The following is a 20,097-nucleotide window of genomic DNA, read 5'->3' as shown; positions in this document are numbered from 1 at the left end:
CCGCGCTCAACATCCCGAGCGAGGCCGAATATGTCGCCGCCTACTGCCGGCGGATGGGGCGCGACAGCATCCCGGGCTGGGACTTCTACGTCGCGTTCCAGTTCTTCCGCCTCGCCGCGATCTTCCATGGCATCAAGGGCCGCGTCATCCGCGGAACCGCCGCCAACACCCAGGCCCAGGAACGCGCGCAAGCCTTCCCACGCCTCGCCAGACTCGCCGCAGACGCCATGGAGCGCTGCAGGTGAGCGAGGCGCTCTGAGAATTGGCGAACGGCGTGCCCTTGATCGCCGCGCCCATCACGTTCATCTGCATTCGCATTGCACGTTGCGCGCAGGGGAGAAATCGGAATGCCGGGCAAATGGTTCGATGAAATGCATGTCGGGCAAGTGTTCGACCATCCGATCCGGCGCACGGTGACCGAAACGGACAATGTCCTGTTCTCGACGATGACGCACAACCCTGCCCAGTTGCACCTTGACGAGGAGTACATGAAGGGGACCGATTACGGGACGCGGATTGTAAATTCGTGCTTCACGCTCGGATTGATGGTCGGGATCAGTGTGAACGAGACGACGCTCGGCACCGCGATCGCCAACCTTGGCTGGGACGAGGTGCGCTTTCCGGCCCCGCTGTTCATCGGCGATACCGTGAACGTGACGACCGAAGTTATCGAACTGCGGGAATCGAAATCCCGACCAGGCGCGGGCATCGTCACGTTCGTGCACAAAGCCTTCAACCAGCATGGCGAATGCGTCGCATCGTGCAAGCGCAGCGGATTGCAGCACAAGAGGCCGCAGGCATGATCGCTGCCGCCCCAATGCGCTCGCTGTTGTTCATCCCCGGCGACAGCGAAAAGAAGCTGGCGAAAATCGAAAGCTGCCGCGCGGACGCAGTAATCCTCGATCTTGAAGATTCGGTGGCGCCCGACAACAAGGCGGCGGCACGGGATCTCGTCGCAACGGCACTGGCCTCTCGCGGCAGAGGAGACCGCCCGGTCCAGCTTTGGGTCAGGGTCAATCCATTCGACACTGGTCTCACGCTTGCGGATCTTGCCGCGATCATGCGCGGTGCGCCCGACGGCATCATCCAGCCCAAGATCGACGGACCGGCCTGCGTGAGCCGGCTGTCGCACTACCTCGACGCGATGGAAGTTGCCAACGGGCTTGCGCTGGGCTCGACCCCCATCATCCCCATCGCCACAGAAACAGCGGTCGCGCCCTTCCGGCTTGGCGAATTCGCCAATGCGGACCTGCCTAGGCTTGCCGGGCTGACATGGGGCGCAGAGGATCTGGCAGCCGCCATTGGCGCGACGGGTAATCGCGATGCCGACGGCAGGTTCGGGCAGACGTTCCTTCTGGCCCGCTCCCTCTGCCTGCTGGCGGCCCATGCGGCGGGCGTGCCCGCGTACGACACGCTTCACGTCGATTTCCGCGACGAAGAAGGCCTGCGTGCTGGATCGCGAGCTGCTCGGGCCGAAGGCTTTTCGGGCAGGTTGGCCATCCATCCGGCGCAAGTCGATCCGATCAACGCCGCCTTCATGCCATCGGCCGAAGAAATCGCCCATGCCCGGCGCATCCGCGATGCATTTGCCGCCAATCCCGGCGTCGGCACGGTGGGCCTCGACGGCAAGATGGTCGATATCCCGCATCTCAAGGCGGCTGAAAAGGTGCTTGCGCTGGCAGACAGGTTTGCCGGGCGCTAATCGCGTGGACTTCGCCAAGCCGCGACGTTAACCGGCGCTAACTGCCTATACGGGCTGTCGGGGATATTGAATGAGCGTGCCGAAAACCTTTGTCCTGAGCCTGTCCTGCAAGGATCGCGCCGGTCTTGTCGCCGGGGTCGCGGGCTTTCTCGCCGACAAGGGCGGCAACATTACCGAAGCGCAACAGTACAACGACCCCGACACCGGGCGATTTTTCATGCGAGTGGAATTCGATCCCGGCGTCCGCACGCTGGACGAATATCGCGCGGGCTTTGCTACTATCGCTGCGGATGCCGAGATGAGCTGGCAGCTACGCGACCCCGAAAAGCGCCGCAAAGTAGTGCTGATGGTATCGAAGTTCGACCATTGCCTCGCCGACCTGCTTTACCGCAACCGCATCGGTGAGTTGCAGATGGACGTGGCCGCCATCGTTTCGAATCATCCGAAGGAAGCGCTGACAGCTTCGTTGATCGGTGATGCCCCTTTTCATCACCTGCCCGTAACCGCCAATACGAAAGCGCGGCAGGAGGCTGAGGTTAAGCAGGTCATTACCGATACCGGCGCCGAACTGGTTGTCCTTGCCCGCTACATGCAGATCCTGTCCGATGACTTTGCGGGCTTTTTGTCGGGCCGGTGCATCAATATCCATCATTCCTTTCTGCCCGGCTTCAAGGGGGCCAAACCATATCACCAGGCGCATCGACGGGGTGTGAAGATGATTGGCGCGACCAGTCATTACGTTACCGCCGATCTCGACGAGGGGCCGATCATCGCGCAGGCGGTAGAGGCGGTGACACATTCCGATACGCCGGAAATGCTCGTCGCCAAGGGGCGCGACGTCGAACGCAGGGTGCTTTCCCGTGCAGTGAAGGCGCACCTCGAAGACCGAGTGTTCCTGAATGGCGATCGCACAGTCGTTTTCGACGCCTGAACGAGGCGACGCTGGTTTCGCGGGAGGCTTAATCTAACTGCGCAGTGTTTACCGATAATAAACCCTGTTCGCTTTAGCCTGATGCCATGTTGGGCTCACTCCTATCGCGCAAGGGCGCTTCACCCGCAACACCGCAGGAACTCGGAGATGCCTTCGTGCTCGAAGGACGTCCGGGCATAGCGGCTCGCATATTCGGCAAGTTGCTCGGTGGCGATGAAAAGCCCGGCCGTCTGGTTGGCTTGCAATACGGGGCGCTGGCGCGTGGGGCATGGCTGCGTTTTGCGGTTTTCGTCGCGGCATCGCTTCCGGCCATTTCGATCTGGAAAACTGCCGCTGGCGGCATGATCGTGGGCGGCTGGTTCGTTCTTGTCGTCGTGATGGCGCTGGCGCTGATGCGCATCGAAGGCACCTTCGCCGACGCGGAACGGCGTCAGCTTTCCGCCGACGAATTGCGCAGCCACCTGATGACGGTGGGTCTTGCAGGAGCGCTGTGGGCCGCGCCGATGATCATCTTTCCCGACACGCTCAGCACCGGCAGCGCGCCGCAATATGCCGTCATGGTCATGTTGGTCGGCGTCTTCGTGCTGTCGCTGTCGGTCGTGCCGACTGCCGCGATGGTCTTTATTGGCATGTTCGGCGTGGGCGGTGCGATCGGCCCGGCGATCAATGGCGATTTCCTGGCCGCCGCTGCGCAACTTGCGTTCAGCGCGGTGATCGCGGGCGGTGCGCTGGCTCTTTCTCGCCTTTACCTACGGCTTCGCCTGACCGAAGCGAGCCTTGCCGAAAAGGCTGAAACCGTCTCGCTGCTGCTGCACGAGTTTGAGGAAAACAGCGCCGACTGGCTGTGGAGCGTCGACAGTTCGCGCAGGGTGCGCGGTGTTTCGCCGCGTTTCGCGCATGCGCTGCAGATGCATTCGCACGAAGCGGACGGCCAGCCCATGCTGCGCCTGATCGCGGGCGAGGGATGGGAAACCGGTGCGTTGCCGTCGTCGTTGCGCGATCTTGCCGAGCGGTTGAAGCGCCGCGAATCGTTTTCGAACCTGATGGTTCGCGTCAGCGTCGGCGGACGTAATCGGTGGTGGGAACTTTCGGGCACGCCCAAGCACGACGAGCATGGCCTGTTTTCAGGTTTTCGCGGCGTCGGATCGGACGTTACCGAACAGCGTGAGAGCGCAGAGAAGATCGCGCAGCTCGCCCGGTACGACCAACTTACCGGCTTGCCGAACCGCATGATGTTGACCGAAGCGCTGGGCAATGCCTTGCAGCGGGCCGAACAGTGGCGCACCCGTTGCGCGTTTCTGATGATCGACCTCGACCGGTTCAAGGCAGTCAACGATACGCTGGGCCACCAGATCGGCGACGAATTGCTGGCGCAGGTTTCGCGTCGGCTGCGCGTTCTGATGGGTCAGCATGACACTTGCGGACGACTGGGCGGGGACGAATTCGCCGTGGTCATGGCCGACGTGAACGACCGCAATGCCGTGGACCGGATGGCCCACGCGATCATCGACGTCCTGTCGAAACCCTACGACGTCGACCACCACACGCTCTATGTCGGAGCATCGGTCGGTTCCGCCGTCGGTCCGCGCGATGCGCGCACGGTCGAAACCCTGATGCGCAACGCCGACCTCGCGCTCTATCGGTCCAAGGACGAGGGCGGCGGCAGCCACTTCGCCTACGAACCGCAGATGCACGCCCATGCCGAGGAACGCCGCAAGCTGGAATTCGCGCTGCGCCATGCTCTTGAACGCGACGAATTGACGCTGAACTATCAGCCCGTCGTTGATGCGGAGAGCGAGCAGATCATGAGCTTCGAGGCTCTGCTGCGCTGGAATTCCGCCGAGTTCGGATCGATCAGCCCGGCCAAGTTCATCCCTATTGCCGAAGACACGCGGCTGATCGTGCCGATCGGCGAATGGGCGCTGCGGCGGGCTTGCGAGGAAGCATCGCGCTGGCCCAGCAACATCAAGATCGCGGTCAACGTGTCTGCCGAACAGATGCTCGACGCCAGTTTTGCGAGCACGGTCGTGTCGGCACTCGCCAGCAGCGGGCTTTCGGCGGAGCGGCTGGAGCTGGAAGTGACCGAATCGATCTTCCTGCGCGATGGCGGCGCGGCGCAGAACACGCTGAGCCAGATCCAGTCGCTGGGTTGCGGCATCGCGCTCGACGATTTCGGCACCGGCTATTCGTCGTTGGGCTATCTGCGCAACAACCGTTTCACCACGATCAAGATCGACCGCAGCTTCGTGCAGGGCGCGGCGAAGGATAGCCCGGAATCGCTCGCGATCATTCGCGCCGTCGTCGCCATGGCCGATGCGCTGGGCATGACGACCACTGCAGAAGGCGTGGAAAGCGAGCGCGAGCTCGAACGCATCCGCCAGCTGGGCTGCACCAAGATCCAGGGCTTCCTGTTCGGCCGGCCCATGCCCGCGATGGAAGCGGCGGCCTTGCTGACCCGGGTTGCCGACCGCAAGTTCGCGTAACCGGCGTAAACGCATAGGGTGACAAAGGCGACATCGTGTCACCCTCCCGTCCCCTCGCGATCCGTCGCGATCGCTGGGGTTCTGGCCCGGGGTGACAGGCGACGCCTGCCGGGAGAAGCGCTTTTTGACGATGACAAACAGCCGCGCGCAGGATGGCGCCGCGCCGCCATGTAGGACAGCGTTTTTCCTGCGCCGCTAGGGCACCACGGTGGTGAACAGGTAGACGCCGAAGATCACCAGGTGGACCATGCCTTGCAGCACCGTCGTCCGCCCCGTCGCCAGCGACTGCGTCGTGACCAGCAGCGTCAGCAGCAGCAGGACCGTGCCCTTGCCGGTGAGGCCGAGCGCGATCGGCAGGTCGATCATGATCGACACCACCGCCACCGCCGGGATGGTCAGCCCAATGGTGGCGAGCGCCGATCCCAGCGCGAGGTTGATGCTGGTCTGCAACCGGTTGGCGAGCGCCGCGCGCGTGGCGGCGATGCCTTCGGGGGCCAGCACCAGCGCGGCGATGACCACGCCGACCAGCGCCTTGGGCATTCCGGCGGCGGCCACTGCCTCGTTCAGCGGTTTCGACAGCGCCTTGGCGAGCAGCACGACTGCGCCGAGGCTAACGATCAGCAAGGCCGCGGAAACGAGCGCGCCGCGGTTCGAGACGTGCGCGTCAACATGGTCGTCGTCCGCCACGGCGCCTTTGCCCGCTTCGTCGCCAGCCGCCACATCGGGTTCGGGTCGCAGGAAGTAGTCGCGATGCCGCACGGTCTGCACCATGACGAAGGTGCCGTAGAGGATCAGCGAGACCACCGCGACAAAGATGAGCTGCGGTACGGCATAGACCGGGCCGGGCTCGGTGACGGTGTAGTTGGGCAGCACGAGGCTCAGCACCGTCAGCGCCGACAGCACCGCCAGCGCGGCGCTGACGCCGGTCTGCTGGAAGTCCTGCTCGTGATGCTTCAACCCGCCGATCAGCAGGCAGACGCCGAGCAGCAGGTTGAGGATGATCATCACCGCCGCGATCACCGTGTCGCGCGCCAGCGTCGCCGATCCTTCCGCCGATCCGAGCATCAGGGTGACGATCAGCCCCACTTCGAGCACCGTGACGGAGAGCGCGAGAATGAGCGTGCCGAACGGCTCGCCGACCCGGTGCGCGATGACTTCGGCATGGTGGACCGCCGCCATGACCGTGCCGCCCAGCACCAGCCCGGTGAGCAGGACCGGCGACAGCTCGGCCATCGACAGGATGGCGACGAGCGCCGCGAGCAGCGGCACGACGATGGGCAGGAGGGCAAGCGGGCGCATGCCCACGGACCTAACTCGTCGGACGCCGGCGGGCAAACCGCAATGCGCGGCTCCGCGTTTCAGTTATCGTGCGGTGCGGCCCCGTTGCCCGCCCGGACCAGCTGGGTCTGCACGACGAAAAGCGCGACCCATGCAAAGAACGCCAGCCCTTGCGTTGCGCCACCGCTGTCCGACTGTCGCCCATGTACCCACGCCCCATATGCCACACCGGTTGTACCACCGGTCGGGGCCAAGTCGAGACAATCGCATAACCCGCTGGCGGTCACGGAATTTGGCACAATGGCGGCATGATAGTAAGGTGCAGGCGGATCGCATGCCAAACGGGTCGATATCCCGAAGGACAGCCGGAGCCTGACCATGAGCCGACTTCACGTCCACACCGAAAGCCATGCGACATCGCGGATCGGCTGGCTTCGCGCCGCTGTCATGGGCGCGAACGACGGCATCGTTTCCACGGCCAGCCTGATCGTCGGGGTCGCCGCTGCCGATGGCAGCCGCAGCGCCGTGCTGATCGCGGGCATGGCAGCGTTGTTTGCGGGCGCGATGTCGATGGCGGCCGGTGAATATGTTTCCGTCAGTTCGCAATCCGACACTGAAAAGGCCGATCTTGCCCGTGAAAGGCGCGAACTTGCCGAACAGCCCGATTTCGAACGGGATGAGCTTGCCAAGGTCTATGAAGACCGGGGCGTCAATCGGGAAACCGCGATCGCGGTCGCCGAACAGATGATGGCGCACGACGCGCTTGCCGCCCATGCCCGCGACGAATTGGGCATTTCGGATGCGACGACGGCAAGACCCCTGCAGGCGGCCATCGCATCCGCCCTGACCTTTACCGTGGGCGCGGCGGCGCCATTGCTCGTCGTTCCGTTCGTGCCGGTCCACATGCTTGTCCCCGTGGTGGCCGTGGTCTCGCTCGTCTGCCTTGCCGTTCTGGGTGCACTGGGCGCTAAGGCGGGCGGCGCACCTTTGGCGCCGTCGATCCTTCGCGTGAGCTTCTGGGGCGCGCTGGCCATGATCGTGACCGCGGTTGTGGGCCGGGCCTTTGGCGCAGTGGTGGGATAGTGACGGGCGCGGCGAGGACGCTCGTTACAGGCCGAAGTTCATCCCGAACGCGGCTGCGCATCCCAGCGCCGCCAGCACCCAGATCGCGACGACCGCGATCAACCCTGCGCGCGACCGGGGCCGGGTCGTATCCGCTGCCCGTTCGCGCAAATCGGCCATGACGGGCGGGGGAATCAGGCGCAGGGCAAGCCATATGCCCGCAGGCACGATCAGCACGTCGTCCAGCAGGCCCAGCACGGGAATGAAATCGGGGATCAGGTCGATGGGCGACAGCGCATAGGCGGCGACCGCACCGGCGAGCAGTTTGGCCACCCATGGCACGCGCGGATCGCGGGCGGCGAGCCACAGCGCGATCACGTCGCGTTTCAGCGATCGGGCCCATGACTTCAGCCGGGCGATCATCCCGGCGGCAGGATCAGGCGACGGAAAGGCCTTCGAACACGCTCTCAAACAGAGCGCGGCCGTCGGTGCCGCCGTGGGCCGGTTCGATCATGCGTTCGGGGTGCGGCATCATGCCCAGCACGTTGCCCGCATCGTTCAGTACGCCTGCGATGTCGCGGGCCGAACCGTTGGGGTTTTCGACATAGCGGAACACCACGCGGCCTTCGCCTTCAAGCCTGTCCAGCATCGCGTCGTCGGCATAATAGTTGCCGTCGTGGTGGGCGACGGGGATGACGATTTCCTGACCCGCTTCGTATTTCGCGGTGAACAGCGACTGGTTGTTGCCGACGACCAGCGGCACTTCGCGGCAGACGAAGTGGATGCCCGCGTTGCGCATCAGCGCGCCGGGCAAAAGGCCGGTTTCGGTCAACACCTGAAACCCGTTGCACACGCCTAGCACCGGTACTCCGCGGCCCGCCGCTTCGGCAACGGCGCGCATGATCGGGCTTTTCGCCGCCATCGCGCCCGAACGCAGGTAATCGCCATAGGAGAACCCGCCCGGTACCGCGATGAAATCGATGCGATCGGGCAGGGCGGCGTCGCCGTGCCAGATCCGGGCGGCGGGTTTGCCCGAAACCGCCTCTATCGCCACCGCCATGTCGCGGTCGCAGTTGGAACCGGGGAAGGTGATGACGCCGGCGGTGAAAGCCATGGTTCAGCCCACCTTTTCGATGCGGTAGTTTTCGATGACCATGTTGGCGAGCAGCTTGCGGCACATGTCGTCCAGCGCGGCATCGCTGGTGTCGTCGGCGACGTCGAGCTCGATCAGGCGACCGGCGCGCACATCGTTCACGCCAGCAAAGCCAAGCCCTTCGAGCGCGTGGTGGATCGCGCGGCCCTGAGGATCGAGCACGCCGGGCTTCAGACTGACGTGGACGTTGACCTTCATCGAAAGCGCCTTTCGCAAGTGTGTGTCGGGCCGGGCGTGTTTCGCAATTGGCCCGCGCAATGCGGATTCGTGCGCGCCTATGCCCTCAACGCGCTTTTCGCACAAGCGAAGGGCGGGGGAAATGGCACCTTTCGCCCAATAAAAAGGGCCCCGGCCTTGCTGACCGGAGCCCTTTTGCATTTTGGCAGGTGCCAAAGGCGATCAGCCGGCGGCCTGTTCCCCGTTCGCGGCTTCGGCTTCGACTTCCGCATCGGCGGTTGCTGCGGGGGCCGGGGTGGGAGCGGGGCGACGGGCGAATGCTTCGGCGACACGGCCCTTGATGGCTTCGTCGCTCTGCGACTTGGTGGCGATGTCGTTGAACTTCACCGGATCGAGACCGCTGCCCTGCACGGCGGCCACCATGGCGGCCTGCTTCGCTTCGGCGGAAAGCGCCGCGTCCTGCGCGATGTCGTTCACTTTCGTCGCGGCGATGGCGAACATGTCGAGTTCCGCATCGGTGATCGGCGTGGCGGCATCGGCGCTGACTTCGGCAGCGGCCGCGGCGGCCGGCGCTTCGGCCATCGCCGGGGCGGAAACGAGTGCGCCAACAATGGTCGCGGCGGTCAGCAATTTCTTCATGGTAATAAAGTCTCCCGTGGAAATCCGCGAGCCTTGTCACCGCAGGGGCCAGATGCCGCAACCTCAAGCGCCACGAGCCGTGCGATACGCGGGACAAACGGTTTTCCGACGATGAACCCCTCCTTAATATTCGCAAATACTAAGTTATCAACATACCTCAATTCACCGCAGACAGCACAGTAACAGTTAGTGCCAACGTCGATCAGAATGGTATATCAGCAGAGCCGAAATATTCTTACCTGCATATATTTTGAGATAGCCAGGTACTTTACTTACCAATTACTGGAGAGACAGCATCCTTGGGAATAGCGATAATCTCCAGCGCGCCACCATCGGGTAGCCACTTGCGCGCAACTGCCTGAAGATCCTGAGCCGAAATTGCTTCGGTTCGCGAGCGGTAAGCCTTGAACCGTTCGAGCCGGTCGGCCTGGGTTTGCGCGCGGTCGACCAGACCCAGCCAACCTGCGTTGCGTTTCAAGGTGTTGTCGTACTGATCGAGCAAGGGTTCGCGTGCGCGGGTCAGCAGATCGGCGGAAACCGGCGCGTCGCGCAGTTCCGCCATTGCCGCATGGATCGCGGCGAGCGAGGCGGAAAGCTTTTCGAATTCAACCCCTACCGTCACGGTGAAAAAGCCGAATCCGGGGTAGGTCCGGCTCATGCTGCTGCTGACATCGGGCGAATAGGCCTGCCCCAGCTTTTCGCGCAATTCGTCGTTCAGCACGACTTGTCCCACCTTTTCCAGCAGCTCGAGCTGGGCGGTCAGCAGCGGGTCGCTGTCATCGGTGGTGGGGAAAAAGGCGCGGATCATGGCCTGGTCCGGCTCGCCGCCATGACGCACGAAAACAGGGCCGCGGCGTTCGGTAAAGGTCCGCTGACGCGCGGCTGGACGGTCGAGAAACGCAGGTTCACGCATCGGCAAGGCGCCGAGTGTGCGGACGACCAGCGCGATGGCCTGATCCTCTGCGATGTCGCCGACGATGCCGATCTCGATCGCGCCCTTGGCAAAGCGGTCGAGCACTTGCGGGCGGTATGTCGCGAAATCGAGGTCTTCGTAAACCGCGAGCGGGTGCATCGTATAGCGCGGGTCTTCGTCCGAAATGATTTCGAACTGATGCGTGCCGATCGATGCGCCCGACGTCGCTTCGAGGCGGGCAAAACGATCGGGCAAGCCGCGGCGATAGGCCGACACCGCTTCTGGTCGCCAGCCCGGATCGGTCAGGAAGGCGGTGACGAGGCGGAGCTGCATTTCGAGATCGCGCGGGGTCGTGCCGCGCGTGCTGACAAAGGCGTCGCCAGACGGGGCGAGCCCGACGCCGACGTTGCGCCCGGCGAGGATCGAATCGAGGTCGTCGGCGCTATGTTCGCCAAGCCCGCCGGCCGGAATGCTGGGCACCAGTTCGACTGCCAGCGGATCTTCGCGCGTGGCGAGCAACTGTCCGCCGTCGACCGAAACGCGTACCAGCACGTTGTCGGTTTCGAGATCGGTCTGCTTGATGTTGAGCCGGACGTTGTTGGCAAAGGTCACTTCGCGAATGCCGAATACCGGATCGCGCCTGTCGGCGGCGACCGTGCCGGGCTTGCCGAAATCGGTATAGGCGAACGCTCCCGTTTCGGGTGGGGCGATTGCGGCGAGCGGCGCCTTCATCGCGGCATCCCATGCTGCGCGAATGGCCGTCGCGCCGCCCTTAGGTTCGGCCCGGCCCGAATAGCGCAGCATCGCATTGTCGAGCGGCAGGGCTTCTTCGTTCAGCGCGGCCAGCACCGCAGCCGGTGTCGCCGTGTCGCGCAATGGCAGCAGGCTCGCCAGCGTTGCGCTGGGCAGGTCGGGAATGGCGCCTTCGTCGAACAGGTTCAGTACGTCGTCGGTCACTTCGCGGTTGGTGCGCGTCGCCTCTCCCGCCGCGGCATCTTCGTAGATCGCGATCAGCTTGCCGAGTTGTTCGGCGATTTCTGCCTCGCTGAAACCACCGGCCAGAGCGCGGCGATATTCGCCGACGGCGGCGTCGATGCCGCGCTTCCAGCCGCCTTCGGGTGTGTCGACGATCAGCCGGGTGATCCGGCCGACGCGGAACTGGTCGCCCGTTCCGATCCCCGCCGACTTGAACGGCGGGTCTTCCTGCCTTGCAAGCCGCATCAGGCGGCGATTGATGACGGCATATCCGAGCCAGCGCAGCACTTGCGTCCGACGCGATGCGATCGTGTCTGGTTCAAGCTGCGCTTCGCCTTCGCGCGTGGCGCTGATGCGTTCTGGCAGGGCGGGGTGGATGTGAATGTCGACTGCCGGTTTGCGGGCCGGGTCGATCGTCCCGTATTGCCGTTCGGGCACGGTCGGCGTCTGCGCCTTCCAATTTGCGAAATGCTTGCGGATCGCGGCTTCGACTTCTTCGGGCTGATAGTCGCCGACCACGGTCAGCACGGCGTGATCGGGGCGATAGCTGCGGGTCCAGAACGCGCGCAGCGCCTTTGCCGTGGCGGCGGAAATGGTTTCGGCCGTGCCGATCGGCAACCGGTCCGCCACGCGCAAGCCGGGCGATTCGAAGGCGAAACGATCGACCATGTCAGCATAGTTGTAGGTGTAGCTGTCGCGCCGTTCGGACAGGACGACGCCCTTTTCACGCTCCACCGCGGCGCGCGCGAAGGTCAGCTCGCTCGCCGTTTCGCGCATCAGCATCAGCGCGGTGTCGAGCAGTTCGGCATCGGCCTTCGGCAGGCTGAGCTTGTAGGTCGTCGCCTCAAGCCCGGTCGAAGCATTGGTGTCGGCGCCGAACTGCAACCCCTTGCGTTCGAGCAGGGCGATCATTTCGCCTTCGGGCACATTGGTCGACCCGTTGAAGGCCATGTGTTCGACGAAATGGGCAAAGCCCTGTTCGTCGCCCGCTTCGTCAAGCGAGCCGACGTCGTAACGCAGCCGCACTTCGGCGGTGCCCTGCGGCGTGGCGTTGCGGCGAATGACGAAGGCAAGCCCGTTGTCGAGGCGGCCGAAACGCAGCGCCGGATCGGGCGCCACGTCGCTTTGCGCCAGAACCTGTTCGAACGGCAGCAGTCCCGATTGCGTTGGAACCGCGTGGGCCGGAACCGCCACCAACCCTTGAGAAGTGGTGGCGGGCGCCGTGGTGGCAGGTGCGACCTTTGCGGGGACGCTGGCGCATGACGATGCCAGCAGCGCAGCGGAAATTACCGCCGCGAAGAGACCCGTTTTCGACCCTTTGAGAATTACTTCTTACCCCGCAGCTTACGGTGCATCGCGATGTCGGCCACTTCGCTGGGGCCGTCTTCCTGCAGCACGCCAAGGCGGCGGGCGACTTCCTGATAGGCGTCTTCTTCGCCGCCGAGGTCGCGGCGGAAGCGATCCTTGTCGAGCTTTTCGTTGGTGACCATGTCCCACAGGCGGCAGCCGTCCGGGCTGATTTCGTCGGCGAGGATCACACGGCTGTAATCGCCGTCCCAGATGCGCCCGAATTCGAGTTTGAAATCGACGAGCCGGATGCCGACCGCGGCGAACATGCCGCACATGAAGTCGTTGATGCGGATCGCCATCGATGACATGTCCTGCATCTCTTCGTTCGATGCCCAGCCGAAACAGGCGATGTGCTCTTCTGCGATCAGCGGATCGCCAAGCGCATCATCCTTGTAATAATATTCGATCAGCGTGTGGGGCAGCGGTTCGCCTTCTTCGATGCCCAGCCGTTTGGACAGCGATCCGGCAGCGACGTTGCGCACGACGACTTCGAGCGGGATGATTTCCACCTGACGCACCAGCTGTTCACGCATGTTGAGGCGACGGATGAAGTGCGTCGGGATGCCGATGTGCGACAGCCGCGTGAACACGAACTCGCTGATGCGGTTGTTGATCACGCCCTTGCCGTTGATGGTGCCCTTTTTCTGGGCGTTGAAGGCGGTGGCATCGTCCTTGAAATACTGGATGATGGTACCCGGTTCGGGGCCTTCGTAAAGGATCTTGGCCTTGCCTTCGTAAATCTGGCGGCGACGCGACATGGGCGTTTCTTTCTTATCCAAAAAAACCAAGCCCCGACTGTGCCAGCCGCGCCCCGTGGGGCCAGCCTGACGATGCCGGGGCGTCCTTGCTGATCATATAAGCGAACGGGTCCGAAAAGCAAAGCATGCGCGCTTGCTGTTTGCGCCTGTGCGCACAGGCCGCGAGGGGATCAGAACGGGGTCTTGCGCGCCGCGCGCCCTTCGCGTGCTGCCAGCGCCCACCATTGGAGGGTGTCGACGCACGTTGCAAAACCCTTGGCCAGCGCGTCGCCCGCGCTGCCCTGCGGCTGGGCGTCCGGTGTCAGGGTCTGGCCGATCTGGGCGACGGACACGGTCGCGTTGATGGGGATCATGCCCATTTCGCTGAGCGTCGGGATCAACGAAGTCGCGGCGCGGACCCCGGCCATGCGCCCGGCGGAATAGCTCATCACTGCGGCGGGTCGCCAGAACCACTCTTCCAGATAATGGTCCATCAGGTTCTTCAGCCCCGGCTGAATGTTCCAGTTGTATTCGCCTTCGACGAAAACGAACCCGTCTGCGCGGCAGAGGATGTCGGCCACCTGTTCCATGTTCGCGGGCGCCTCGCCCTTGGGATATTCCTTGTACATGCGGTCGAGCATCGGGAGCCCGACGGCCTTGGCATCGATCAGCTCACTTTCGAAACCCCGTTCGCGCAGGCCCGCCACGGCATAGTCGGCGAGGCGGATGCCCAGCCGGTCGCGGCGGTACGAGCCATAGAAGACGGGCAGGAACAGGGACATCGGGATCTCCATCGAAACGGGCGGGCATGGCATGGCGAATTAGGCAGAATCGGAGTGGTGTTTTGCCCGGTTGGGGTCCGGGCTGACAACTTTCGTCATTACGCACGACCTTCATTACGCACGACGGGGCGATCGGTGCCCGGCACCTGATCGCTAGTGCGAATCTTTCGCAACAAATGGGTTGCAACTGATAATGGTTCTCAGTAGCGAGCCAATCCTGACTTGGACGAAACTTGCCTTGCCCGCCGCGGCAGCGAACTTTTTTGAGGGAATACCATGCCTGCTTCCAACCGAATCGCCGCCATCGCCACGGGTCTGGCCACCAGTAGCGCGCTTGCGGCGATCGGCTTCGCCACCCCGGCGCTGGCCAATGCGGTCGTCGATGCGACGCCGTACAACGAGATCGTCGTGACCGGAGAGACCGACGGCTATCTCGCCATCGATTCGGTGACCGCGACGAAGATCGACACTAAATTGCTGGACACGCCGCAGACGGTGAACGTCATTACCGCCGAACAGATTTCGGATCAGGCGATGCGGTCGATGGAAGACGTCCTGCGCTATGTACCCGGCGTCACCATCGGGCAAGGCGAGGGTAATCGCGACCAGATCACCTTGCGCGGCCAGAACACCACGGCGGATTTTTTCCTCGATGGCGTGCGCGACGACGTTCAGTACTATCGCAACCTCTACAACATCGAACGGGTCGAAGTGCTGAAGGGACCCTATGCGCTGATTTTTGGCCGCGGCGGCGGCGGCGGCATCGTCAATCGGGTGCAAAAGGCGCCGAGCGCGGAAGGCCCGTTCGGCGGGGCCGGGGCCAGCGTCAACACCTTTGGCGCGTGGGAAACGAGCGCCGACGTGAACCTGCCGATCAGCGGCACCGCGGCGGTGCGGGTCAACGGGTTCTACGAGGAACTGGCCAACCACCGAGATTTCTATGACGGCAAGCGTTTCGCGGTGAACCCGCATGTGGCCGCCGAACTGGGCGATTGGCGCGCGTCGCTGTCCTATGAATATGTCGACGACGATCGCACCACCGATCGCGGCATCCCGAGCCAGAACGGCGCGCCCGCGACGGGCCTGCGCGACTTCTTCTTCGGTGTCGACGGCGTGAACCGCACCGAACTTGAAGCGCACATCGTCAAGGCGCGCATCGACGGAAAGCTGGCCCCCGGCCTGCGTTCGACGACGACCGTGCTCTATGGCGACTACGACAAGTATTACCAGAACGTCTATGCAAGCGGGTCGCTGCAGCCTGACAACACGGTTGCGCTTGGCGGCTATCGCGATCCGACGCAGCGCGAAAACTTCATCGCGCAGACCAATATCATTGCCGACTTTGCCACCGGCGCGGTGGGGCACAAGGTCCTGCTCGGCGTCGAATATGGCGATCAGCAGACCGTGAACCAGCGCTATACGTCGAGCACTTCGCTCGGCTCGATCAGCATCGACAGTCCGGTTCGCCCCGTCGTTACGTTCGATACCTTGTCGACCAATCGCGAAAGCCAGGTCCGCTTCGTCAGCGCCTATGCGCAGGACGAGATTGCGCTGGGCGAAATGTTCGACCTGATCCTGGGCGTGCGTTACGACCGCTTCGAGATCGAGGGTGAAGACATTGCCGGCGCCTTTGCATTCGAACGCACTGACGAAAAATGGAGCCCGCGCGCAGGGCTGGTATTCAAGCCGCAGGACGGCATGTCGCTTTACGCCAGCTATTCGCGCAGCTTCCTGCCGCGTTCGGGCGACCAGTTCACTTCGCTTTCCCCATCGACCGCCAATCTCGAACCGACTCGGTTCGAAAACATCGAGGCGGGCGTGAAGTGGGAAGTGCAGCCCGGCCTTGCGCTGACGGCGGCGGCGTTCCGGCTGGATCGCACCAACACGACCACGCCCGATCCGGCCAATCCGGCCAATTCGATCAACGTGGGCGAAACGCGGACTAAGGGCGTGGAACTGGGTCTTGTCGGCAAAGTCATGCCCGGATGGCAGATCAGCGGCGGCTATGCCTTCCAAAAGGGGACCATCAGCGGCCTCGATAATCGAGAACTGGCTCAGTTGCCGCGTCATCAGGCATCGTTGTGGAACCGCTACGATGTCGATCCCGCATTGGGCATTGGGCTGGGCGTGGTGCATCAGTCGAGCCAGTACGCATCGATCGGCAACGCCGTGAAGCTGCCGTCCTTCACTCGCGTCGATGCCGCGCTGTTCTATACGCTGAACGATCGCATCGAATTTCAGGTAAACGTCGAGAACCTGCTGGACGAAACCTATTATTCGGCCGCGCACAACGACAACAACATCATGCCGGGCGCGCCGATCAATGCGCGTTTTTCGGCCCGTGTGAAGTTCTGAAGGTTCCCGGTCGTCAACTGACCTCCTGTCGACTCTGATTGCCAGCCGCGCCGCGCGCCCGCATGATCGCGGGGATGGAGGTGCGGTTGGCAGTGGGGCTGAAGATCAAGGTGCAACTGACCTGTGGCGGGGAAATCGCCATGGGACCGGGCAAGGCGAACCTGCTCGACGCCATCGCGCGCGAAGGATCGATTTCGGCCGCCGCACGCACGATGGGCATGAGCTATCGCCGCGCGTGGCTGCTGGTCGACACGATGAACCGCTGCTGGGCGCAGCCGCTGGTCGTGGCGCAGACGGGCGGCGGGGCGCAGGTGACGGCGGCGGGCGGCGAGGTGATCGATTTCTACCGCGCGGTGCAGCGTCAGGCCGATGGCGCGGGCGATGGGCCCGAAATGGCGCACCTGTCGCGATTGATCCGCGATGTGCCGCTGCCTGCGAAAGAAGCGAAGGGGGCCAAGGGTGCAGGGCCGGCGTAGCATCAGCCCAGTTCGACGACCTGAGCGGCGAGCCGGTCGACCTCTGCCCGGTCGTGGCTGACATAGAGAATCGGCAATGACAGGTCGTCGCGGATGCGTTCGATCACCCGCATGATCCCATCGCGGCGGTCGGCGTCCAGCGACGACAGCGGTTCATCCATCAACAGGGCGCGCGGGCCGGACAGCAGCGCTCGACCGATGGCGACCCGCTGCGCTTCGCCGCCAGACAATGTGCGCGGGGCTCGATCCAGCAGGTCCGCGATGCCAAGAAAGCGCGTCGCTTCGGCCAGATCCATGAACCGCCGGGACGGAGGCGCCAGCTTCCAGCCGTAGAGCAGGTTGTCGCGCACCGATTTGTGCGGAAACAGCCGCCCGTCCTGAAATACGTAGCCGCAGCCGCGCCGTTCGGGCGGCAGGTTGGTGTTCGCATCGAATAACGTGGCGCCTGCGATCCGCACATGGCCGCTGGCGGGACGGACAAGTCCAACCACGGCGTCCAGCACCGTCGTCTTGCCCACACCCGATGGCCCGAACAGCGCGGTGATCCCCGTGACCGGCGCGATTCGTACGCTGACCGTCCGGTCGCCGCGCGGAACCTCTATCGCGATGTCAAAGGACATGACTGCGCCGCCCATCCTTGCGCACCAGCCATTCGGACACCATCAGCGCGGCAAGCGACAGCAGGACCGACGCGATCGCCATGCGCGTCACGCTATCCTCTGCCCCCGGCACCTGCAGCGCGGTATAGATCGCCAGCGGAAGCGTGCGCGTTTCGCCCGGCACGTTGGACACGAAAGTGATCGTCGCCCCGAATTCGCCCAGCGATCGTGCAAAGCCCAGCACCACCGCCGCGCCAACTCCGGGCAGGGCAAGCGGCAGCGTCACGCTGGCAAAGGCCCGCAGCGGCGATGCACCAAGCGTGCGCGCCGCCGATTCGAGCCTGCGATCCACCGCTTCCAACGAAAGCCGGATTGCGCGCACCATCAACGGCAGCGCCATGATCCCCGCCGCCAGCGCCGCGCCGGTCCACCGGAACATCAGCGTCGCGCCGAAAAGCGTCTCCAGCGCCCGGCCGCCCGCGCCGTTGCGGCCAAAGAAAAGAAGCAGCAGCCAGCCCGTCACCACCGGCGGCAGGACCAGCGGCAGGTGGACAAGCGTGTCGAGCAGCATGCGCCCCGGAAACGATTTGCGGGCCAGCACCCATGCCAGCGCAAAAGCGACGGGCAGGGTCAGGCCGATGGCCGCCAGCGCGACCTTCAACGACAATGCCACGATGCCCCATTCGGTCGGGCTGAGCATCAGGGCGTGGGTTCCTGCGTTGCATCCGCTGCATCGCTGTCGGGCGGCGGGCCGAAACCGTGCGCGGCCAGAATCGCCTGCCCTTCCTTGGACAGCAGGAATTCGCGGAAGCCCGCTGCATCGGGATGGCGCGACAGGGCAGGGCGGGCGATGTCGTACAGGATCGGCGCGTGGCTTTCGGTCGGGAAGGTGCCCACGACACGCACCGCCGAATCGGCCTTGGCGTCGCTGATGTAAACCACGCCCAGTGCGGCATCCCCCCGGCTGACCAGCGCCAGCGCGCCGCGAACGTCGGCCGCGACGACCGACTGGTCACGCACATCGTTCCATGCGTCCAGCCAGATCAGCGCCGCCTTGCCATAACGGCCGGCCGGAACCGCATCGGGATCGGCCAGCGCGATCTTGCCGTTGCCCAGCGCGGCGGACCATTCGCCCCTGGCCGGAAAATCGACCGTCGACCCCTTGGGCGCGATGAGCGCCAGTTGGTTGCTGGCCAGCACCGCGCGGCTATCGGGTTTCAGCGGCACGTTCTGCGCCAGCCAATCCATCCAGCGTTCGTCGGCAGATATGTAAATGTCCGCAGGAGCGCCGAGCGCGATTTGCCGCGCCAGCGCCCCTGATGCGGCAAAGGACAGGACGGGGCGCAGATGGCCCTGTTCCGCCCAGCGGTCGGCCGCATCGCCCAATGCTTCCTGCATGCTGGCAGCGGCAAGGACGACCGGCCCCTGCGGCTCCGGCTCCGCCGCGCAGGCGGACAGCAGCAGAGAGCCCAGCACGGCGGCGAAGAGGGCGGTCAAAAAGCGAGTGAGGCTGGCCATCATGCGCCGCATCCTAGCTATATCCGATCGGATATAAAAGCGGCCATCGCAGTGGAATTAGGGCAGCCGCATGGCGATGCAGTCAGGCAATCACGCAAAAATGGTCTGGGCGCGTCAGATCTGCGTTCGCCAATCCAGCGACGTCGACATTTGCGGCCAAGTGATAGATCGCGATCAAGGCATTGCCATGATCGCGATCTTGCACGACAAACATGCCAGATACGGCACCCCGGCAGGCGATTATAAGCCTCATCAGAAAGGCACAGCTTATGAAATGGGCATTCTGGATATTCGCATCGCTCTATGCTCTGGCGATGACGCTTTTCCTGATTAGTCTATTTGGCTGGTTCGGACAGGATCAGGATCCCCTTTCGGCGGTATTCCTGCTGCCTCTCGGTCTGCCGTGGAACATTATCGCCGACAAGATCGGACTGACTGGCTTTGCCTTCACCGCCATGGCCCCCGCGATCAACGCAGGAATCCTCTACTGGCTTTGGAAGCGCTGATCACGCAAGGTGCCGGGGGCGACGATCAACTCTCGACCCGGCATTTCATGACCTTTGTCTCAGGGACATGGATCTCGATATTCCCCTGATCTTGCGAGACCCATGAATAGGGAACCCAACTGTCCTGTTGCGCCGACGTGAGCGCCAGCCAGACTTGTTCGCCCATGCGGATTTTCATGGTTGCATTGGGCAGGACTGACAGCTCGACCACGGTTCTCTTTTTGCATTTCGCCTTTTGCCAGGTCGAAGGCGTCTGCGCCCAATTATGCAGCGATTGCGCCACTGCGATCCGTTCACGATGAGCTCCGGTCAGGCAAGCGCGTTGCTCGCTTTGCGAGGCGCACATCCGGCTGCGTTTGAACCAGTCGGCCAGTTCCTCGATGACGGGGCCATCGTCTGGAACGGGCAATGGCAGCAGGCTGGCAAGTTCCCGGTCCAGCGCAAGTAGTTGTTCGTCGCCG

Annotated in this window: 21 protein-coding genes and 1 pseudogene; 9 read left to right on the top strand and 13 right to left on the bottom strand. The window is 63.8% G+C overall.

Features of this window, described 5'->3' with window-relative positions:
• From EKN06_RS12955 to EKN06_RS12935, 5 genes and pseudogenes are all read left to right on the top strand, one after another.
• Window positions 1–245: pseudogene (locus tag EKN06_RS12955) on the top strand (phosphotransferase family protein); the annotation flags it as partial.
• A 96-nt stretch (window positions 246–341) separates the two neighbouring features.
• Complete coding sequence (locus EKN06_RS12950) at window positions 342–803, top strand: MaoC family dehydratase (RefSeq protein ID WP_338068106.1); 462 nt, start codon at window positions 342–344, stop codon at window positions 801–803.
• Window positions 800–1,702 carry an HpcH/HpaI aldolase/citrate lyase family protein gene (locus EKN06_RS12945; RefSeq protein ID WP_127613333.1) on the top strand — a complete coding sequence of 301 codons (903 nt, stop codon included), beginning with the start codon at window positions 800–802 and terminating at the stop codon, window positions 1,700–1,702. Before EKN06_RS12950 ends, EKN06_RS12945 begins: the two co-directional genes overlap by 4 nt.
• Window positions 1,703–1,772: 70 nt before the next feature.
• Complete coding sequence (purU, locus tag EKN06_RS12940; RefSeq protein WP_127613332.1) at window positions 1,773–2,633, top strand: formyltetrahydrofolate deformylase; 861 nt, start codon at window positions 1,773–1,775, stop codon at window positions 2,631–2,633.
• Window positions 2,634–2,719: 86 nt separating this feature from the next.
• Window positions 2,720–5,116: a putative bifunctional diguanylate cyclase/phosphodiesterase gene (locus EKN06_RS12935; RefSeq protein ID WP_127613331.1), complete on the top strand. Its 2,397-nt coding sequence runs from the start codon at window positions 2,720–2,722 to the stop codon at window positions 5,114–5,116.
• A 195-nt stretch (window positions 5,117–5,311) separates the two neighbouring features.
• Here EKN06_RS12935 and EKN06_RS12930 read toward each other — a convergent pair whose 3' ends face one another.
• Window positions 5,312–6,415: a calcium:cation antiporter gene (locus EKN06_RS12930; RefSeq protein WP_127613330.1), complete on the bottom strand. Its 1,104-nt coding sequence runs from the start codon at window positions 6,413–6,415 to the stop codon at window positions 5,312–5,314.
• A 59-nt stretch (window positions 6,416–6,474) separates the two neighbouring features.
• Complete coding sequence (locus EKN06_RS15725; protein ID WP_205693893.1) at window positions 6,475–6,621, bottom strand: hypothetical protein; 147 nt, start codon at window positions 6,619–6,621, stop codon at window positions 6,475–6,477.
• Window positions 6,622–6,772: 151 nt separating this feature from the next.
• Here EKN06_RS15725 and EKN06_RS12925 point away from each other — a divergent pair, with 151 nt between their 5' ends.
• Window positions 6,773–7,477: a VIT1/CCC1 transporter family protein gene (locus EKN06_RS12925; RefSeq protein WP_127613329.1), complete on the top strand. Its 705-nt coding sequence runs from the start codon at window positions 6,773–6,775 to the stop codon at window positions 7,475–7,477.
• 24 nt (window positions 7,478–7,501) lie between these two features.
• Here the strand turns inward: EKN06_RS12925 and EKN06_RS12920 are convergent, their stop codons facing one another.
• From EKN06_RS12920 to EKN06_RS12890, 7 genes are all read right to left on the bottom strand, one after another.
• Entirely contained in the window at window positions 7,502–7,879 is a 378-nt protein-coding gene (locus EKN06_RS12920; RefSeq protein ID WP_127613328.1) for a YkvA family protein, read from the bottom strand.
• Window positions 7,880–7,892: 13 nt separating this feature from the next.
• Complete coding sequence (purQ, locus tag EKN06_RS12915; RefSeq protein ID WP_127613327.1) at window positions 7,893–8,570, bottom strand: phosphoribosylformylglycinamidine synthase subunit PurQ; 678 nt, start codon at window positions 8,568–8,570, stop codon at window positions 7,893–7,895.
• A 3-nt stretch (window positions 8,571–8,573) separates the two neighbouring features.
• Entirely contained in the window at window positions 8,574–8,807 is a 234-nt protein-coding gene (gene purS / locus EKN06_RS12910) for a phosphoribosylformylglycinamidine synthase subunit PurS (protein ID WP_127613326.1), read from the bottom strand.
• Window positions 8,808–9,008: 201 nt separating this feature from the next.
• Window positions 9,009–9,425 (bottom strand): DUF4168 domain-containing protein, encoded by a 417-nt coding sequence (locus EKN06_RS12905; protein WP_127613325.1) that lies wholly within the window; start codon window positions 9,423–9,425, stop codon window positions 9,009–9,011.
• Between the two features lie 268 nt (window positions 9,426–9,693).
• Window positions 9,694–12,507 carry a M16 family metallopeptidase gene (locus EKN06_RS12900; protein ID WP_240654934.1) on the bottom strand — a complete coding sequence of 938 codons (2,814 nt, stop codon included), beginning with the start codon at window positions 12,505–12,507 and terminating at the stop codon, window positions 9,694–9,696.
• 131 nt (window positions 12,508–12,638) lie between these two features.
• Complete coding sequence (gene purC, locus EKN06_RS12895) at window positions 12,639–13,421, bottom strand: phosphoribosylaminoimidazolesuccinocarboxamide synthase (protein WP_127613323.1); 783 nt, start codon at window positions 13,419–13,421, stop codon at window positions 12,639–12,641.
• Between the two features lie 170 nt (window positions 13,422–13,591).
• The gene (locus EKN06_RS12890; protein WP_127613345.1) at window positions 13,592–14,182 is read right to left on the bottom strand and encodes an NADPH-dependent FMN reductase; all 591 of its coding nucleotides are present in this window, start codon (window positions 14,180–14,182) and stop codon (window positions 13,592–13,594) included.
• Window positions 14,183–14,458: 276 nt separating this feature from the next.
• Between EKN06_RS12890 and EKN06_RS12885 the strand changes: the two genes are divergently transcribed.
• Both EKN06_RS12885 and EKN06_RS12880 read left to right on the top strand, forming a co-directional pair.
• Window positions 14,459–16,537 (top strand): TonB-dependent receptor, encoded by a 2,079-nt coding sequence (locus tag EKN06_RS12885; protein WP_127613322.1) that lies wholly within the window; start codon window positions 14,459–14,461, stop codon window positions 16,535–16,537.
• 62 nt (window positions 16,538–16,599) lie between these two features.
• Entirely contained in the window at window positions 16,600–17,013 is a 414-nt protein-coding gene (locus EKN06_RS12880) for a winged helix-turn-helix domain-containing protein (RefSeq protein ID WP_240654931.1), read from the top strand.
• 2 nt (window positions 17,014–17,015) lie between these two features.
• Here EKN06_RS12880 and EKN06_RS12875 read toward each other — a convergent pair whose 3' ends face one another.
• From EKN06_RS12875 to modA, 3 genes are read right to left on the bottom strand one after another with little or no spacing between them, the layout of a single operon-like run.
• Complete coding sequence (locus EKN06_RS12875; protein WP_127613321.1) at window positions 17,016–17,633, bottom strand: ATP-binding cassette domain-containing protein; 618 nt, start codon at window positions 17,631–17,633, stop codon at window positions 17,016–17,018.
• Window positions 17,623–18,312 carry a molybdate ABC transporter permease subunit gene (gene modB / locus EKN06_RS12870; RefSeq protein WP_127613320.1) on the bottom strand — a complete coding sequence of 230 codons (690 nt, stop codon included), beginning with the start codon at window positions 18,310–18,312 and terminating at the stop codon, window positions 17,623–17,625. Before modB ends, EKN06_RS12875 begins: the two co-directional genes overlap by 11 nt.
• The gene (gene modA, locus EKN06_RS12865; protein WP_127613319.1) at window positions 18,312–19,133 is read right to left on the bottom strand and encodes a molybdate ABC transporter substrate-binding protein; all 822 of its coding nucleotides are present in this window, start codon (window positions 19,131–19,133) and stop codon (window positions 18,312–18,314) included. Before modA ends, modB begins: the two co-directional genes overlap by 1 nt.
• 209 nt (window positions 19,134–19,342) lie before the next feature.
• Here modA and EKN06_RS12860 point away from each other — a divergent pair, with 209 nt between their 5' ends.
• Complete coding sequence (locus EKN06_RS12860; RefSeq protein ID WP_240654928.1) at window positions 19,343–19,636, top strand: hypothetical protein; 294 nt, start codon at window positions 19,343–19,345, stop codon at window positions 19,634–19,636.
• Between the two features lie 25 nt (window positions 19,637–19,661).
• Here EKN06_RS12860 and EKN06_RS12855 read toward each other — a convergent pair whose 3' ends face one another.
• The gene (locus EKN06_RS12855; RefSeq protein WP_127613318.1) at window positions 19,662–20,045 is read right to left on the bottom strand and encodes a hypothetical protein; all 384 of its coding nucleotides are present in this window, start codon (window positions 20,043–20,045) and stop codon (window positions 19,662–19,664) included.
• Window positions 20,046–20,097: the final 52 nt, after the last annotated feature.

The organism is Croceicoccus ponticola, assembly GCF_004004515.1.
GTDB classification, from domain to species: Bacteria; Pseudomonadota; Alphaproteobacteria; order Sphingomonadales; family Sphingomonadaceae; genus Croceicoccus; species Croceicoccus ponticola.
This window is presented reverse-complemented; position numbering and strand designations above follow the sequence as displayed.